A 15,976-nucleotide genomic window follows, 5' to 3' on the forward strand; every position below is an offset into this window, starting at 1 on the left:
ATACTCTTATTCAAGTGAGCTTTTATTTGTTTTATCATGGGAAATCCCTCCTTAACTATAAGTTTATCACATAAAAAAGAAACCCAAATACAGAATTGTATTTGAATTTCTTAACTTAATGACATTGAAGGGAAAGTCAACTATTTTCTGCAAATTTCATGAAAAATCGAACAATTATAGTGTTGGATTGTTTTTTTGTTTGGAAATTAAGATTTTGGTTAATCTTGGAATGTTTCTTAGATTTCACCTCACATGTAGAGAATACGATTTTTTCTAAGACACAGTAAGACTAAGATACTAATTTAGAAATCCACCTTCCCGCTATCCTTCTCCTATAAAAAGTGGTAAAATGGAGGACAGAAAGAAGGAACTGAAATGACAACATTATTTTCAAAAATCAAAGAAGTAACAGAACTTGCTGCAATCTCTGGTCATGAAGCACCTGTCCGTGCTTATCTTCGTGAAAAGTTGACACCGCACGTGGATGAAGTGGTGACAGATGGCTTGGGTGGTATTTTTGGTATCAAGCATTCAGAAGCTGTGGATGCACCGCGCGTCTTGGTCGCTTCTCACATGGATGAAGTTGGTTTTATGGTCAGCGAAATCAAGCCAGACGGTACCTTCCGTGTGGTTGAAATCGGTGGTTGGAATCCTATGGTAGTCAGCAGCCAACGTTTCAAGCTCTTGACTCGTGATGGTCGTGAAATTCCAGTGATTTCAGGATCTGTTCCTCCACATTTGACTCGTGGAAAGGGTGGACCAACCATGCCAGCCATTGCGGATATTGTCTTTGATGGTGGTTTTGCGGACAAGGCTGAGGCAGAAAGTTTTGGCATCCGTCCTGGTGATACCATTGTCCCTGATAGCTCTGCTATCTTGACAGCCAATGAAAAAAATATCATCTCAAAAGCTTGGGACAACCGCTACGGTGTCCTCATGGTAAGCGAGTTGGCAGAAGCCTTGTCAGGTCAAAAGCTTGGAAATGAACTCTATCTTGGTTCCAATGTCCAAGAAGAGGTTGGTTTGCGTGGTGCTCATACTTCCACAACCAAGTTTGACCCAGAAGTCTTCTTAGCAGTTGATTGCTCACCAGCCGGTGATGTCTACGGTGGTCAAGGCAAAATTGGGGATGGGACCTTGATTCGTTTCTACGACCCAGGTCACTTGCTTCTCCCAGGAATGAAGGACTTCCTTTTGACAACTGCTGAAGAAGCTGGTATTAAGTACCAATACTACTGTGGAAAAGGTGGAACAGACGCTGGCGCAGCTCATTTGAAAAATGGTGGGGTTCCATCTACAACTATCGGTGTCTGCGCTCGTTATATCCATTCTCACCAAACTCTCTATGCTATGGATGACTTCCTAGAAGCTCAAGCATTCTTGCAAGCCTTGGTGAAAAAATTGGATCGTTCAACTGTTGATTTGATTAAAAATTATTAAACATAAGGGAGGTGGTAGGGATGGTAGAACCAAACCTAGAAAGCCTTATAAAAGATCTTTACAATCATGCTCGCTATGATTTGAGTGAAGATTTAGTTGCTGCTCTCCTAGAGACAGCAAAAAAACTGCCTGCTACAAATGAGCAATTGCTGGCAGTCCGTCTCTCAGGACTGGTCACCCGTGAATTGCTCACCAATCCCAAACGCCCAGCACCTGAATTGATCAACTTGGCTCGCTTTATCAAAAGAGAAGAAGCCAAGTACAGGGGCACTGCAGTTTCTGCTATTATGTTTGGAGAACTCTTTAAAATGCTTTGATTCCATTGTGAATCAAAGCATTTTTCTATATGGAAAAACCCTATTCTTGATGAGAAGAAAAGCCATCCCATTCAGGATAGCTTCTTGGTTCTTAGATTTGTTCAGCAATGACCTTTTCAGCTAAATTCATAGCGTGGTCAGACACACGAGTGTAGTGGGAAACAATATCGATAAAGTTGACCCCAGCTTGTGTTGAACATTCGCCCTTGTTGAGGCGCTTGATGTGGGTCTTTCTGAGAACACGTTCCATATTGTTGATTTCTTTATGGCGTTCAATCAGACTTTGAGCTTTTTCAATATCGTTGTTTTCCACACTATCAAGGGCATCCTTGATAAAGCCAGTGGTTTTTTGATAAATGTCAGCTAATTCTTCCAAAGCAGCTTCAGAGAACTCAACATTTTTACGTTGAAGGTAGTCAGTCAGATTGATTAGCGCTTCTGCGTGGTCCCCAATCCTTTCCAAATCACGGGATGAATCAAGGATGTTGGTCAGCACTTCACTTTCTTTCTGACTAAGGGCCTCGCTTGAAAGAGTAATCAGGTAACGAGTCAATTTTTCATCAATGGTATTGATGGCTTCTTCTGTCTTGTGTCCTTTTTCAGCAACCTTTTCATTAAGGTCAATGATGTAGTTGTATGAAAGATCAAAGGCTTTAGAAGCATAATTTCCTAAGTGAAGGAGTTCTTTTTTCGCATTTCCGAGAGCGATTGATGGAGCTTGCTTAATCAAATGCTCATCAAGGTAAAGCGGCTCGTACTTGACAACTTCATCTTCACCAGGGATGAGCTTGGTTACAAAGTAGGCCAAGGCTCCGATGAATGGAAATTGTACAATGGTGTTGGCGATATTAAAGGTTCCGTGAGCAAAGGCGATGGTCATTTCCGGTGCTAGATTTAGCGTGGTTTCAAACCAATGAATCAGGGCTGTAAAAGGAACTAGAAAAATAACGCAGACGACTGTTCCGATAACGTTGAAGGCAACATGAGCTCCTGCTACCCGTTTAGCTGCAATATTAGCCCCTAAAGAAGCAATGATGGCTGTAATGGTTGTCCCGATATTGTCACCAAATAGAACTGGCAAAGCTCCCTGTAGGTCAATGAGATTGCTGGCGTAGAGGTTTTGTAAAATCCCAATGGTAGCCGAAGAAGCTTGAATTAGCAGGGTCAAGCCGGTACCGACAAAGACACCCAAAACAGGATTCTTACTTAGCTCAATCATATAGTCCTTAAAGACCTGTAAATCCTTGAGTGGAGCCATTGCGCCGCTCATGAGATTGAGGGCAAAAAAGATACCACCGACACCAAAGAGGATGCGTCCGATATTATTGACTGTACGATTTTTCGTAAAGAAGAGACAGACGGCACCGATAAAGAGCATAGGCAGGGCATAGTCACCTAGTTTAAAACCGATGAGAAAGGATGTGACAGTTGTCCCGATATTAGCCCCCATGACAATCCCGATAGCCTGACGTAAGGTTAAGAGACCTGCACTGACCAAGCCAACTGTGATAACTGTTACACCAGAACTAGACTGAATTAGAGCAGTCATCCCAATACCAACCAGAACTCCAAAGAAAGGATTGCTAGTATATTTGTCGATGTAAAAACGAAGGCGATCTCCAGCAGCTTGTTGTAGACCGTCTCCCATGGTCTTGATACTATATAAGAATAGTCCCAGACCACCTAAAAAGTGAAATAAAATTTCCTGCCAATTAATGGACATTTCTTTTTCCTCCGAAAAATAATAACGGAATTTCTCCTATTCTATTTTAAAGGATAAAAGTAAATCTAACAAGTGTTAAGCTGAGATTTTAGAAAGAAAATTCTGGAGAAAAAGTAAAAATAATACACTCTAGCATGACATGAAGATTAAATATCGAAAAATCTTGTGAAATCTTTCCTTATATTTCCAAAGTGTGATATAATAGTTTCGAATAAAATAAATAAAGGGGTTTTTGTAACATGGCAAAACTTACTGTTAAAGACGTTGACTTGAAAGGTAAAAAAGTCCTCGTTCGTGTTGACTTCAACGTACCATTGAAAGATGGCGTAATCACTAACGACAACCGTATCACAGCAGCTCTTCCAACTATTAAGTATATCATCGAACAAGGTGGACGTGCAATTCTTTTCTCTCACCTTGGACGTGTGAAAGAAGAAGCTGATAAAGCTGGTAAATCACTTGCTCCTGTAGCAGCAGACTTGGCAGCAAAACTTGGTCAAGATGTTGTTTTCCCAGGTGTAACTCGTGGTGCTGAATTGGAAGCAGCTATCAACGCTCTTGAAGATGGACAAGTTCTTTTGGTTGAAAACACTCGTTACGAAGATGTTGACGGCAAAAAAGAATCTAAAAATGATCCTGAACTTGGTAAATACTGGGCATCGCTTGGAGATGGTATCTTCGTAAACGATGCATTCGGTACAGCTCACCGTGCACACGCATCTAACGTTGGTATCTCAGCAAACGTTGAAAAAGCAGTTGCTGGTTTCCTTCTTGAAAACGAGATTGCCTACATCCAAGAAGCAGTTGAAACTCCAGAACGTCCATTTGTAGCAATCCTTGGTGGTTCAAAAGTTTCAGACAAGATTGGTGTTATCGAAAACTTGCTTGAAAAAGCTGATAAAGTTCTTATCGGTGGTGGTATGACTTACACATTCTACAAAGCACAAGGTATCGAAATCGGTAACTCACTTGTAGAAGAAGACAAATTGGATGTTGCCAAAGCTCTTCTTGAAAAAGCAAATGGTAAATTGATCTTGCCAGTTGACTCAAAAGAAGCTAATGCATTTGCTGGTTACACTGAAGTGCGTGACACTGAAGGTGAAGCAGTTTCTGAAGGCTTCCTTGGTCTTGACATCGGTCCAAAATCTATCGCTAAATTTGACGAAGCTTTGACTGGTGCGAAAACAGTTGTATGGAACGGACCTATGGGTGTATTTGAAAACCCAGACTTCCAAGCTGGTACAATCGGTGTGATGGACGCTATCGTGAAACAACCAGGCGTTAAATCAATCATCGGTGGTGGTGACTCAGCTGCCGCAGCAATCAACCTTGGACGTGCAGACAAGTTCTCATGGATCTCTACTGGTGGTGGAGCATCAATGGAACTTCTTGAAGGTAAAGTATTGCCAGGTTTGGCTGCACTTACAGAAAAATAATTTCAGCCCGTTAGTCTCTACAAAATCCTGATTTTGTAGAAAAAGGAACAAAACTGAAACGTTAACAAAAAGGTGGCTATGTCACCTTTTTGTGTTAGTGGAGGTATTTGTGACGCGGTGGTGGAGCATCAATGGAGCTTCTTGAAGGTAATGCTCTTCGAAAATCTCTTCAAACCACGTCAATGTCGCCTTGCCGTACTCAAGACAGCCTGCGGCTAGTTTCCTAGTTTGCTCTTTGATTTTCATTGAGTATACAGTTCTTCCAGGACTTGCAGCCTTGACAGAAAAATAAGATTAACTAAATGAATCAAAGAAGAGGGGAATGAAGGTTCCTCTTTTCTTTATAGTAGGTTGAACCTAGAATAGTACGCCATGGTTGCTAAAATATTTCTATACATTAATTTGACTTTCCTAATCAATTTGTTCACATCTTATTTCAATCTACTATAACTCGAAATAAAAACGCTTCCTCTCAACTATTACTCATAAAAATCACCGATTTATGATAAAATGGAAATAGAAAGTTGAGATTATGAGTTATTTTAAAAAATATAAATTCGATAAGTCCCAGTTTAAACTTGGTATGCGAACGTTTAAAACAGGTATTGCTGTTTTTCTAGTTCTCTTGATTTTTGGCTTTTTTGGCTGGAAAGGCCTGCAAATCGGTGCTTTGACAGCTGTTTTTAGCCTGAGGGAGAGTTTTGATAAGAGTGTTCATTTTGGGACTTCGCGTATTCTAGGAAATAGTATCGGTGGCCTCTATGCCCTCCTCTTCTTCCTATTAAATACCTTTTTCCACGAGGCTTTTTGGGTGACCTTGGTAGTTGTTCCCATCTGCACCATGTTAACCATTATGACAAATGTAGCCATGAATAACAAAGCAGGTGTTATAGGTGGTGTAGCAGCTATGTTAATCATTACCCTATCGATTCCGAGTGGAGAGACAATTTTGTACGTGTTTGCGCGTGTATCAGAAACTTTCATGGGAGTTTTTGTTGCAATTCTCGTAAATTACGATATTGATCGTATTCGTCTCTTTTTAGAGAAAAAAGAAAAATAATGTTACATTTTATAACATTATCAATTGACGTTTGTCTTTTTTTAGACTATAATAGACAGAAAGAAGGAAATTGTAAATGAAGGAAAAAGAATTTCGCCGAAATATGGCTGTTTTTCCTATCGGCAGTGTTATGAAGTTGACCGATCTATCGGCGCGTCAGATTCGTTATTATGAAGATCAAGAGTTGATTAAACCTGATCGAAACGAAGGAAATCGTCGCATGTATTCCTTGAATGACATGGATCGTCTGCTTGAAATCAAAGATTATATCTCTGAAGGTTATAATATCGCTGCTATTAAGAAAAAATATGCTGAACGTGAAGCGAAATCCAAGAAAGCGGTGAGTCAGACTGAGGTGCGCCGTGCACTTCACAATGAACTCCTCCAACAGGGTCGCTTTGCTTCAGTACGGTCACCTTTTGGTCGCGGTTAGGCAACCGCAAGTAGTCATACATTAAGGAGAAAACTCATGTCAATCACAGCTGCAGATATTCGTCGTGAAGTCAAGGAAAAAAATGTTACCTTTATTCGTCTTATGTTCTCAGATATTTTGGGAACGATGAAAAATGTCGAAATTCCTGCTACAGATGAACAGTTAGATAAAGTCTTGTCAAACAAGGCTATGTTTGATGGATCTTCTATTGAAGGTTTTGTACGTATCAATGAGTCAGATATGTACTTGTACCCAGACTTGGATACATGGACAGTCTTCCCTTGGGGAGATGAAAATGGAAGTGTTGCAGGTTTGATCTGCGATGTCTATACAACGGAAGGTGAACCATTTGCGGGTGACCCTCGTGGCAATTTGAAACGTGCTCTTCGTCATATGGAAGAAGTAGGATTCAAATCCTTCAACCTTGGACCAGAGCCAGAATTCTTCCTATTTAAACTGGATGAAAATGGAGACCCAACACTTGAAGTAAATGACAAGGGTGGTTACTTTGATTTGGCGCCTACTGACCTTGCGGACAATACACGTCGTGAGATTGTGAATGTCTTGACCAAAATGGGATTTGAAGTAGAAGCGAGTCACCACGAGGTTGCGGTTGGACAACACGAAATTGACTTTAAGTATGATGAAGTTCTCCGTGCTTGTGATAAGATTCAAATCTTTAAGCTTGTAGTAAAAACCATTGCTCGTAAACACGGTCTTTATGCAACCTTTATGGCGAAACCAAAATTTGGTATTGCTGGGTCAGGTATGCACTGTAATATGTCCTTGTTTGATTCAGAAGGAAATAACGCCTTCTTTGATCCAAATGATCCAAAAGGAATGCAGTTGTCGGAAACAGCCTACCATTTCCTTGGGGGGGTGATCAAGCATGCCTACAACTATACTGCTATCATGAACCCAACGGTTAACTCATACAAACGTTTGGTTCCAGGTTATGAAGCGCCTGTTTACATTGCTTGGGCTGGTCGTAACCGTTCGCCACTTGTGCGCGTGCCTGCTTCACGCGGTATGGGAACTCGTCTTGAGTTGCGTTCTGTGGATCCGATGGCAAACCCATACATCGCTATGGCGGTTCTTTTGGAAGTTGGTTTGCATGGTATTGAAAATAAAATCGAAGCACCAGCTCCTATCGAAGAAAATATCTACATCATGACAGCAGAAGAGCGTAAGGAAGCTGGAATTACAGACCTTCCATCAACGCTTCACAATGCTTTGAAGGCTTTAACAGAGGATGAGGTTGTCAGAGCAGCTCTTGGAGATCACATCTACACTAGCTTCCTTGAAGCCAAACGAATCGAATGGGCAAGTTATGCAACCTTCGTTTCACAATGGGAAATTGATAATTATTTAGACCTTTACTAATATAGAGGAGAGATTACCTGAGGGTGATCTTTTTTCTTGTGTTTTATATCGAGGTGTGATATATTTTATATAACTAGGTGCGATATATCGAACTGAATAGGAGGTGGCTATAAATGGAATTAACGGATAAGATCCGTCGTGTTTATCTTCCGATGACGGAAACTGGCTTTTATATCTTGTTCTGTCTGCAAAAGGAAGGTCATGGTTATAGTATTACGCAAAAGGTCAGGGAAATGACAGATTCGCAAGTTTCGATTAGTCCTGGAACTATGTATGGAACCTTGTCAAAAATGGAAAAGGATGGCTTGATTTTCTTTGTCCGAGAAGAAGAAAAACGTAAAATCTATCAGATCACAGACTTGGGACGAAAAGTTTTAGATATTGAATTGAAGCGTATTGAACGGCTCTATAGAAACAGTCGGGAGGAAGGATGATGGAAAAGAAAATTGTTTACCGAATTTTTACAATTGCGGATTATGAGAGGGAGGCTCTATACTTTAGAGAAATGCATGCTAAGGGATGGAAACTTAGGGAAGTAAGCTACTCTATCTTATTGTTTGCAGTTAAGTATACCTTTGAAAAGTGTCAGCCTGAGCAAGTGTCTTATCAGTTGGATTTTTACCCAATGGAAAAATCAGAGAGATCCTCCTATTTACAACTATTTAAAGACTGTGGCTGGGAGCATATTACAGACTTTAATAGTTTTTCCTATTTTAGAAAATCGCATTCTGAAATTGAATCGGATGCAGAATTTGAAATCTATAATGATGCTGCTGGGAAGTTAGCTGCGATTAGTACCTGTTTTACTTTTGCTAGCCATACATATACCATTCTTACTTAAATTGCTCAATAGAAGTAATGCGTATGGTCTATGGAGTTTACTTGCGGTCGGGCTAGATGTTTTCTTGTCTTTAATCCTTTTGTTAATAGTTTCCTATATTAGCTGGAAGTTATGGCATAAAAAGAAGGAATTATCAGATTTATGATAGGATAGGTATGCTCAAAATTTGAGGAGAAGTCATGATAAATAAAAAGCAATTTCGAATTTTCACTATTCTTGATTTGGACAAGGAAGAAGAGTATTTGCATGAGATGCACTTGAAAGGCTGGAAGTATAGAACTAGTCGTTTTGGTTTTTTCTATTTTGACCAATGTCAACCGGACGATGTCATCTACCGTATCTATGATTCTAGATTTCTTAAAAAGTATCAGCATGAATTGCAAGATTTTAGAAATAGAGGTTGGGAATTGATAGGAGCAGGTTCTTGTTCGATTCTTCGTAAATCGTCTTCTGATTTACTTCCAGAGGATCAAGTCTATATGAGTAAGGGGCTCAAATGGGAAGTTATGCGATCTAGACTTCGTTCCTGTACAGCTACTTTCTCGGGTGGTCTTGTTGTTTGTGTGAGTTTATTTAAAGAAGAGCTTCCTATGTCTTTCTTTATTATTTTTCTTTTATATGCCTTTCTGATTTCTTATCTAATCCTTGGTTTTTTCAGACTTAAAAGGAAATACCAAGTAGATGGAAGGTAAGGTTCTAGGTCTTCAGACTGATTTTTAGCACTCTTGGCAAAAGAGTGCTAAAATTTTGAGTTTTTGTCTTGACATTCTCTTCTAAGGGTGTATAATAGAATCATAAGTTAGCACTTGAGTGTATTGAGTGCTAATCGATCAGACAGAGAGGAGTGATGAGGTGGTTACAGAGCGTCAGCAGGATATTTTAAATCTGATTATTGACATCTTTACCAAAACGCACGAACCTGTCGGATCCAAAGCCTTGCAAGAGTCTATTAACTCTAGCAGTGCAACCATTCGTAATGACATGGCGGCTTTAGAAAAGCAAGGGTTGCTTGAGAAGGCTCATACTTCAAGCGGTCGGATGCCAAGTGTTGCTGGTTTTCAGTACTATGTGAAACACTCACTGGATTTTGACCGACTAGCTGAAAATGAGGTATACGAGGTTGTCAAAGCCTTTGATCAGGAATTCTTCAAATTGGAGGATATTCTGCAAGAGGCTGCTAATCTACTAACAGACTTGAGTGGCTGCACGGTAGTAGCACTGGATGTTGAGCCGAGAAGGCAACGGTTGACAGCCTTTGATATCGTTGTTTTAGGTCAACATACAGCTTTGGCAGTATTCACCCTAGACGAGTCTCGAACGGTTACCAGTCAGTTTCTGATTCCAAGAAACTTCTTGCAGGAAGATTTGCTGAAACTGAAGGCGATCATTCAAGAACGTTTCCTCGGTCACACCGTTCTAGATATTCACTACAAGATTCGGACGGAGATTCCGCAGATTATCCAGCGTTACTTTACAACAACGGATAATGTCATTGATCTCTTTGAACACATCTTTAAGGAAATGTTCAACGAAAACATTGTGGTGGCTGGCAAGGTAAATCTCTTGAATTTTGCTAATCTGGCGGCCTACCAGTTCTTTGATCAGCCACAAAAGGTTGCCTTGGAGATTCGTGAAGGTCTGCATGAAGATCAGATGCAAAATGTCCGTGTTGCGGACAGTCAAGAGTCCTGTCTAGCAGACCTAGCGGTGATTAGTAGCAAGTTCCTTATTCCTTATCGGGGAGTTGGAATTCTAGCCATTATCGGTCCAGTTAATCTGGATTACCAGCAGCTAATCAATCAGGTCAATGTGGTTAATCGTGTTTTGACTATGAAGTTGACAGATTTTTACCGCTATCTCAGCAGTAATCATTACGAAGTACATTAAGATTGAAATCATTAAAGGAGGCGAAAATGGCCCAAGATATAAAAAATGAAGAAGTAGAAGAAGTCCAAGAAGAGGAAGTTGTGGAAACAGCTGAAGAAACAACTCCTGAGAAGTCTGAGTTGGACTTGGCAAATGAACGTGCGGATGAGTTCGAAAACAAATACCTTCGCGCTCATGCGGAAATGCAAAATATCCAGCGCCGTGCCAATGAAGAGCGACAAAACTTGCAACGTTATCGTAGTCAGGACTTAGCAAAAGCGATTCTCCCTTCTTTGGATAACCTTGAACGTGCACTCGCTGTTGAAGGTTTGACAGACGACGTCAAAAAAGGATTGGAGATGGTGCAAGAAAGCTTGATTCACGCTTTGAAGGAAGAAGGAATCGAAGAAATCGTAGCTGATGGTGAGTTTGACCATAATTACCATATGGCCATCCAAACTCTCCCAGCAGACGATGAACACCCAGCAGATACGATTGCACAAGTCTTCCAAAAAGGCTACAAACTCCATGACCGCATCCTACGCCCAGCAATGGTAGTGGTGTATAGCTAGGCAATTCTGACGGTAGCTAAAGCAACTCGTCAGAAAACGGCAATCGCTATGGCGTTTGCCTAGCCTCCTTACTAACTCGTCGTCGAAATAATATCGATTTCGACTCTCGTGTCGCAATATATATACACTGAAAACTTGTCCGAAACGACAATAAACTATGGAAGAAAGATAAAAAGCAAGCCGGAGGCTTGCAAGGAAGATATTTCCCGCCGTGGTGAAAGTTTCAGTAGCTTTTGCTACTGAAACAGGGGATTTTTGAGACAATAGGCTCAAAAATAAGTGATGAAATCCCGTAGGGAGTTGCTCACGTCCCCACCACTTAAGGGGAATATCAAAAAATCAAAATTCGAATTAAAATTTAAGGAGAAAAACACATGTCTAAAATTATCGGTATTGACTTAGGTACAACAAACTCAGCAGTTGCAGTTCTTGAAGGAACTGAAAGCAAAATCATCGCAAACCCAGAAGGAAACCGTACAACTCCATCTGTAGTATCATTTAAAAACGGTGAAATCATTGTTGGTGATGCTGCAAAACGTCAAGCAGTTACAAACCCAGATACAGTTATCTCTATCAAATCTAAGATGGGAACTTCTGAAAAAGTTTCTGCAAATGGTAAAGAGTACACTCCACAAGAAATCTCAGCTATGATCCTTCAATACTTGAAAGGTTATGCGGAAGATTACCTTGGTGAAAAAGTAACCAAAGCTGTTATCACAGTTCCTGCTTACTTCAACGATGCACAACGTCAAGCTACAAAAGACGCTGGTAAAATCGCTGGTCTTGAAGTAGAACGTATTGTCAACGAACCAACTGCAGCAGCTCTTGCTTACGGTTTGGACAAGACTGACAAAGAAGAAAAAATCTTGGTATTTGACCTTGGTGGTGGTACATTCGACGTATCTATCCTTGAATTGGGTGACGGTGTCTTCGACGTATTGGCGACTGCAGGGGATAACAAACTCGGTGGTGACGACTTTGACCAAAAAATCATTGATCACATGATTGCAGAATTCAAGAAAGAAAATGGTATTGACTTATCAACAGACAAGATGGCTCTTCAACGTTTGAAAGATGCAGCTGAAAAAGCTAAGAAAGATCTTTCAGGTGTAACTTCAACTCAAATCAGCTTGCCATTTATCACTGCTGGTGAAGCTGGACCTCTTCACTTAGAAATGACCTTGACTCGTGCCAAATTTGATGATTTGACTCGTGATCTTGTAGAGCGTACAAAAGTTCCAGTTCGTCAAGCCCTTTCAGATGCAGGTTTGAGCTTGTCAGATATTGACGAAGTTATCCTTGTTGGTGGTTCAACTCGTATCCCAGCCGTTGTAGAAGCTGTTAAGGCTGAAACTGGTAAAGAACCAAACAAATCAGTAAACCCTGATGAAGTTGTTGCCATGGGTGCAGCCATCCAAGGTGGTGTCATCACTGGTGATGTTAAAGACGTTGTCCTTCTTGATGTAACACCATTGTCACTTGGTATCGAAACAATGGGGGGTGTCTTCACAAAACTCATCGACCGTAACACTACTATTCCAACATCTAAATCACAAGTCTTCTCAACTGCAGCAGACAACCAACCAGCCGTTGATATCCACGTTCTTCAAGGTGAACGCCCAATGGCAGCTGATAACAAGACTCTTGGACGCTTCCAATTGACTGATATCCCAGCCGCACCTCGTGGAATTCCTCAAATCGAAGTAACTTTCGATATCGACAAGAACGGTATCGTATCTGTTAAGGCTAAAGACCTTGGAACTCAAAAAGAACAAACAATTGTCATCCAATCGAACTCAGGTTTGACTGACGAAGAAATCGACCGCATGATGAAAGATGCAGAAGCAAACGCTGAAGCAGATAAGAAACGTAAGGAAGAAGTTGATCTTCGTAACGAAGTTGACCAAGCAATCTTTGCGACTGAAAAGACAATCAAGGAAACTGAAGGCAAAGGCTTCGACGCAGAACGTGATGCTGCCCAAGCTGCCCTTGATGATCTTAAGAAAGCTCAAGAAGACAACAACTTGGACGACATGAAAGCAAAACTTGAAGCATTGAACGAAAAAGCTCAAGGCCTTGCTGTTAAACTCTACGAACAAGCCGCAGCAGCACAACAAGCTCAAGCAGGAGCAGAAGGCGCACAAGCAACAGGAAATGCAGGCGATGACGTCGTAGACGGAGAGTTTACTGAGAAATAAGATGCAAAGCCCGTTAAAACCTTACAGTGAAAATAGGAAATCTGACGCAGAAACTTTAGCTTCTAGGAAGATTTGCACCTAAAGGTAGCCATATCTGTAGTTCGCTAAAGCGAAAACAGCTACGTCTCTTTTTCACCAAGAGGTTAGGGCGTGCTCGATTCGGTAAGATGTTGAGGCGTTAAGAAAACGAAAGAAAAATAGGAAGCCATCGCCTTGTGCGGTGCACAAAAGATGGCTTATCTTTTTTCCGAAGTTTTTAGCCGAAACTCAGTTAAGCATTACTAGTTTGATTTTTAAAACTCGAACGTCGTAATGATAAGAAGAAATCCAGAGGTTGCAACCCAGCCTCTGTTTTTCGATAAAATAGAGGATGTCGCTTATGAAAAAAGTACTTTGTGTCATTTATCCTAATTTTTCTCTTTATGAGATAGCCTCTTTAACAAGTACTTTAGCTCTGTCTTTTGACATCACGATTGATTATGTAGCTTCAGATCATTCGATGGTGGTCTCTGAGGATGGCTTGCCTTGTTTACCTACAAAAACATTGGATCAAGTAAGTATAGAAGAGTATTCTTGTGTGATTTTGCCAGGAATGGTAAATATAGGGCCTGCTCTACAGGATGAGAAATTGATCTCGTTTTTGAGAAGTCTTAATGAGCAAGATATCCTAATTGCAGCCATTTCTGCAGCGCCTCTTTTATTGGCGAAAGCAGGTTTATTGAACGATACGAAATTTACAGGTGGGATTTGGCAAAACTTCTTTGACTATTTTGAATTTCTTCCACGTGAGAATTTCCAACCGAAAGTTCTTGTCCAAGATAAACAAATCATTACGGCTATCGGTTTTGCACATCAAGAGTTTGCAAGAAAAGTGATTTTCGGTTTAGGGTTGGCAGAGAATACGGACAACTATTTTAAAGAACAGAACGAATGTTCAGAAGAGGATTTGATTTTTACTCTATCGGACAAAGAGTTTGATGAAGTGAAGCAGAGTATAGAAAATACCCTCTAATGATTTACTTATAAATTATAGAAAGGAACAAGGGTGTTCGTAACTGAACACGGGTTCCAGAAATTCTGATTCAATATAAAAGAAAGGAATTGAACCCGACCTAAATTCTCGGAAAAAAGAGAAATCTGTCTAGAAGCATCGCTCCAGCGTCAGATTTCCTATTTTTCAGTCGAATTTTACGGTCTTGGTATTTTGTATGAACAATACTGAATTTTATGATCGTCTGGGGGTGTCAAAAAACGCTTCGGCAGACGAAATCAAAAAGGCTTATCGTAAGCTTTCGAAAAAATACCACCCAGATATCAATAAGGAGCCTGGCGCTGAGGAAAAATACAAGGAAGTTCAAGAAGCCTATGAGACTTTGAGTGACGACCAAAAACGTGCGGCCTATGACCAATATGGTGCGGCTGGAGCCAACGGTGGCTTTGGTGGTGCTGGTGGTTTCGGCGGTTTCAACGGAGCAGGTGACTTCGGTGGTTTTGAGGACATCTTCTCAAGTTTCTTCGGCGGAGGCGGTGCTTCGCGCAATCCAAACGCTCCTCGTCAAGGGGATGACCTCCAGTATTGTGTGAACTTGACCTTTGAAGAAGCTATTTTCGGAGCTGAAAAAGAAGTCAAGTATAACCGTGAAGCAAGCTGTCGTACATGTAATGGCTCAGGTGCTAAACCAGGAACGAGTCCAGTCACTTGTGGACGCTGTCATGGTGCTGGTGTCATTAACGTCGATACGCAGACTCCGCTTGGGATGATGCGTCGCCAAGTGACCTGTGATGTCTGTCATGGTCGTGGAAAAGAAATCAAAGATCCATGTACAACTTGTCACGGAACAGGTCATGAAAAACAAGCTCATAGCGTACATGTGAAAATCCCTGCTGGTGTGGAAACAGGTCAACAAATTCGTCTAGCTGGTCAAGGTGAAGCAGGCTTTAACGGTGGACCTTATGGTGACTTGTATGTAGTGGTTTCTGTGGAAGCTAGCGACAAATTTGAACGTGAAGGAACCACTATCTTCTACAATCTCAACCTCAACTTTGTCCAAGCAGCTCTTGGTGATACCGTTGATATTCCAACTGTTCATGGTGATGTTGAATTGGTTATCCCAGAGGGCACTCAGACTGGTAAGAAATTCCGCCTACGTGGTAAGGGGGCACCAAGCCTTCGTGGTGGTGCAGTTGGTGACCAATACGTTACTGTCAATGTTATAACACCGACAGGCTTGAATGACCGCCAAAAAGCAGCCTTGAAAGAATTCGCAGCTGCAGGTGATTTAAAAGTTAATCCAAAGAAAAAAGGTTTCTTTGACCATATTAAGGATGCCTTTGATGGAGAATAAACTAAAAAGAGCCGTCGGGCTCTTTTTATACTCATCAAAAATTTATTCTGGACAAATCCATTTTCTGTGAACAATCTTCCTCAGGCATTCTTTTTCCAAATTTTGAATCACTGTTTCTAGCTTCAAAATGACTTCTTCTAAAGATTTGAAGGCCTTGTTTTTGAATCCACGCTTTCGTATCTCTGCCCAAACTTGCTCAATGGGATTCATTTCTGGAGTGTAGGGAGGAATAAATGTACACGTGATATTTTCTGGCAACTCCAAAGCCTGAGACTTGTGCCAGGTGCATTATCCATGACCAAAATCAGATAATCATCCGAATAATAGGCGGATAATTGCTGTAAAAATTCGTTCATCCAAGC

14 protein-coding genes and 2 pseudogenes are annotated in these 15,976 nt (G+C 40.9%); 14 read left to right on the forward strand and 2 right to left on the reverse strand.

Features of this window, described 5'->3' with window-relative positions; genetic code table 11:
- The first annotated feature begins 375 nt into the window (after positions 1-375).
- Both pepA and FGQ53_RS08900 read left to right on the forward strand, forming a co-directional pair.
- Positions 376-1,440, forward strand: a complete 1,065-nt coding sequence (pepA, locus tag FGQ53_RS08895) for a glutamyl aminopeptidase (RefSeq protein ID WP_138337954.1) — start codon at positions 376-378, stop codon at positions 1,438-1,440.
- A 20-nt stretch (positions 1,441-1,460) separates the two neighbouring features.
- Entirely contained in the window at positions 1,461-1,757 is a 297-nt protein-coding gene (locus tag FGQ53_RS08900; RefSeq protein WP_138337957.1) for a bacteriocin immunity protein, read from the forward strand.
- 91 nt (positions 1,758-1,848) lie between these two features.
- Here the strand turns inward: FGQ53_RS08900 and FGQ53_RS08905 are convergent, their stop codons facing one another.
- On the reverse strand, positions 1,849-3,480 hold the full coding sequence (locus tag FGQ53_RS08905; protein ID WP_138337960.1) for a Na/Pi cotransporter family protein: 1,632 nt from the start codon (positions 3,478-3,480) through the stop codon (positions 1,849-1,851).
- 239 nt (positions 3,481-3,719) lie between these two features.
- On the opposite strand from FGQ53_RS08905, the gene FGQ53_RS08910 reads away from it, so the two are divergent.
- The 12 genes and pseudogenes from FGQ53_RS08910 to dnaJ all read left to right on the forward strand — a co-directional run bounded on the left by FGQ53_RS08910 (position 3,720) and on the right by dnaJ (position 15,614).
- Complete coding sequence (locus FGQ53_RS08910) at positions 3,720-4,916, forward strand: phosphoglycerate kinase (RefSeq protein WP_001096743.1); 1,197 nt, start codon at positions 3,720-3,722, stop codon at positions 4,914-4,916.
- A gap of 532 nt (positions 4,917-5,448) precedes the next feature.
- Positions 5,449-5,976, forward strand: a complete 528-nt coding sequence (locus FGQ53_RS08915; protein ID WP_084947380.1) for an FUSC family protein — start codon at positions 5,449-5,451, stop codon at positions 5,974-5,976.
- A gap of 76 nt (positions 5,977-6,052) precedes the next feature.
- Positions 6,053-6,409, forward strand: coding sequence for a transcriptional repressor GlnR (gene glnR / locus FGQ53_RS08920; RefSeq protein ID WP_000659548.1), 357 nt, complete (start codon positions 6,053-6,055; stop codon positions 6,407-6,409).
- A 36-nt stretch (positions 6,410-6,445) separates the two neighbouring features.
- Entirely contained in the window at positions 6,446-7,792 is a 1,347-nt protein-coding gene (glnA, locus tag FGQ53_RS08925) for a type I glutamate--ammonia ligase (protein ID WP_138337962.1), read from the forward strand.
- A 113-nt stretch (positions 7,793-7,905) separates the two neighbouring features.
- Entirely contained in the window at positions 7,906-8,226 is a 321-nt protein-coding gene (locus tag FGQ53_RS08930; RefSeq protein ID WP_138337965.1) for a PadR family transcriptional regulator, read from the forward strand.
- Positions 8,226-8,778 (forward strand): annotated as a pseudogene (locus FGQ53_RS08935) (DUF2812 domain-containing protein). The gene FGQ53_RS08930 and the pseudogene FGQ53_RS08935 overlap by 1 nt, the downstream one beginning before the upstream one ends.
- A 34-nt stretch (positions 8,779-8,812) precedes the next feature.
- Positions 8,813-9,325, forward strand: a complete 513-nt coding sequence (locus FGQ53_RS08940; RefSeq protein WP_138337968.1) for a DUF2812 domain-containing protein — start codon at positions 8,813-8,815, stop codon at positions 9,323-9,325.
- A gap of 160 nt (positions 9,326-9,485) precedes the next feature.
- Positions 9,486-10,520: a heat-inducible transcriptional repressor HrcA gene (gene hrcA / locus FGQ53_RS08945; protein WP_138337971.1), complete on the forward strand. Its 1,035-nt coding sequence runs from the start codon at positions 9,486-9,488 to the stop codon at positions 10,518-10,520.
- A gap of 26 nt (positions 10,521-10,546) precedes the next feature.
- Entirely contained in the window at positions 10,547-11,071 is a 525-nt protein-coding gene (grpE, locus tag FGQ53_RS08950) for a nucleotide exchange factor GrpE (RefSeq protein ID WP_138337974.1), read from the forward strand.
- A 374-nt stretch (positions 11,072-11,445) separates the two neighbouring features.
- Positions 11,446-13,269, forward strand: a complete 1,824-nt coding sequence (dnaK, locus tag FGQ53_RS08960) for a molecular chaperone DnaK (protein WP_138337979.1) — start codon at positions 11,446-11,448, stop codon at positions 13,267-13,269.
- 379 nt (positions 13,270-13,648) lie between these two features.
- Positions 13,649-14,281, forward strand: coding sequence for a DJ-1/PfpI family protein (locus FGQ53_RS08965; RefSeq protein ID WP_138337982.1), 633 nt, complete (start codon positions 13,649-13,651; stop codon positions 14,279-14,281).
- Between the two features lie 196 nt (positions 14,282-14,477).
- Positions 14,478-15,614: a molecular chaperone DnaJ gene (gene dnaJ, locus FGQ53_RS08970; protein WP_138337984.1), complete on the forward strand. Its 1,137-nt coding sequence runs from the start codon at positions 14,478-14,480 to the stop codon at positions 15,612-15,614.
- 42 nt (positions 15,615-15,656) lie between these two features.
- Here the strand turns inward: dnaJ and FGQ53_RS08975 are convergent.
- A pseudogene (locus FGQ53_RS08975) lies at positions 15,657-15,976 on the reverse strand (transposase); the annotation flags it as partial.

The organism is Streptococcus mitis (genome assembly GCF_005844455.1).
In the GTDB taxonomy this organism is placed as follows: domain Bacteria; phylum Bacillota; class Bacilli; order Lactobacillales; family Streptococcaceae; genus Streptococcus; species Streptococcus mitis_BF.